Source organism: Actinosynnema sp., from assembly GCF_052038725.1.
Window position 1 is genome coordinate 1 of the sequence record NZ_JBQGCX010001319.1, and the last position, 1593, is coordinate 1593.

At 75.6% G+C, this 1593-nt stretch carries 2 protein-coding genes and 2 pseudogenes; 2 read left to right on the forward strand and 2 right to left on the reverse strand.

The features are described from left to right. Positions 1-133, reverse strand: a pseudogene (locus ACTUAL_RS27820) (gfo/Idh/MocA family oxidoreductase); the annotation flags it as partial. A 20-nt stretch (positions 134-153) separates the two neighbouring features. Then, positions 154-519: a hypothetical protein gene (locus tag ACTUAL_RS27825; protein WP_440902314.1), complete on the reverse strand. Its 366-nt coding sequence runs from the start codon at positions 517-519 to the stop codon at positions 154-156. Between the two features lie 53 nt (positions 520-572). On the opposite strand from ACTUAL_RS27825, the gene ACTUAL_RS27830 reads away from it, so the two are divergent. Continuing rightward, positions 573-1376 carry an NUDIX hydrolase gene (locus ACTUAL_RS27830; protein WP_440902315.1) on the forward strand — a complete coding sequence of 268 codons (804 nt, stop codon included), beginning with the start codon at positions 573-575 and terminating at the stop codon, positions 1374-1376. After that, positions 1373-1593, forward strand: a pseudogene (locus ACTUAL_RS27835) (MBL fold metallo-hydrolase); the annotation flags it as partial. The gene ACTUAL_RS27830 and the pseudogene ACTUAL_RS27835, both read left to right, overlap by 4 nt.

Here is a 1593-nt window from a genome sequence, read left to right on the forward strand (position 1 = left end):
CGGCGGCCACGTCGTGCCGCCGCCCCCACACCGACACCAGCTCCACGCCGGGGTGCGCGGCCAGCCCCGGCGCGTGCACCGCCCGCGCCCACGGACCCGCGCCGACCAGCCCCACCCGCAGTGGTTCGCCCACGACCGTCACCAGACCTCCCGCTAGCAGTAGTCCCCGGCGTACTTGGCCTCGGGCACCGAGATCCGGCCCCCGTCCGGGAAGACCAGGTCGAGCCCGGTCCCGGTGTACTCGACCTCGGGGATCGGTTCCCACCCGGTGGGAACCTCGATCACGTGCGCCCGCTCCACGCAGCCCAGCCACACCTCGTGCGTGGGGCCCCCGAAGAACCGGGTGCTCTCCTGCACGTAGATCCCCGGCTTGTCCCCCTCGGTCGGCTTGCTGCTGATCACGTCGGTCGAGGGCATGAACAGCAGCACGCCCGTCACCGCGGTCAGCGCCACCCCGCCGAAGGCGCCCGCGACGAGCGCGGCGAGGTTGACCAGACAGCCCTTCCCCTTCATCTCCACGATTCCCATCCTGCCCGGTGTCGCGGGGCGTGATCGGCCGTACGCTCGCGGTCGTGCGAGAACTCCCCGAGGAACTCGTCCTGCCCTCCGGCGCGCTCCCCGCGACCACGCCGGACCCGCCCGCCCCCACCAGGGACGCGGCGTCGGTGCTGCTGGTCCGCGACGGCGAGCGCGGTCTGGAGGTGTTCCTGCAGCGCCGGGTGCTCGGCATGGCCTTCGCGGGCGGCATGACGGTGTTCCCCGGCGGCGGGGTCGACCCGCGCGACGCGGACACCTCCGTGGAGTGGGCCGGGCCCCCGCCGTCGTGGTGGGCCGGGCGCTTCGGGTGCGGCGAGGAGGTGGCCCGCGCGCTGGTGTGCGCGGCCGTGCGGGAGACCTTCGAGGAGTCCGGGGTGCTGCTGGCCGGACCGTCGGCCTCGGAGGTCGTCGCGGACGCGAGCGCGTACTTCGCCGAGCGGCGGGCGCTGGAGCGCAGGGAGCTGTCCCTGGCGGCGTTCCTGGCCGGGGCGCGCCTGGTGCTGCGCGCCGACCTGCTGCGGCCGTGGGCGAACTGGGTGACCCCGGTGGAGGAGCCGCGCCGCTACGACACCCGGTTCTTCACCGCCGCCCTGCCGGACGGGCAGCTGGCGGACGGGGTGACCAGCGAGGCGTCCGACGCGGTGTGGCAGCGGCCGTCCGAGGCCATCGCCGACTGGGAGGGGGGCCGCAGGCTGCTGCTGCCGCCCACCTGGGTGGCGCTGGCTGACCTGGTCGAGCTGGGGACGGTCGCCGAGGTGCTGGCCGTCGAGCGGGAGGTGGACCGGGTGATCCCGAAGCTGGTGCGGGACGGCGACGTGGTGCGGGTGGTGCTGCCGTGAGCGGGCGGCCCGCCGAGGGGGAGCGGTTCGAGCACCCCGCGTACGGGGTCCTGCGGCTGGTCACGCCGGAGGCGGCGGTCCTGCTGGCGGACAACCCGTCCGTGATGACCCTGGACGGCACGAACACGTGGGTGCTGTCGGCGCCGGGGGCGGTCGAGGCCGTCGTCGTCGACCCCGGCGAGGACGACCCCCGCCACCGGGCGGCGATCACCGCGGC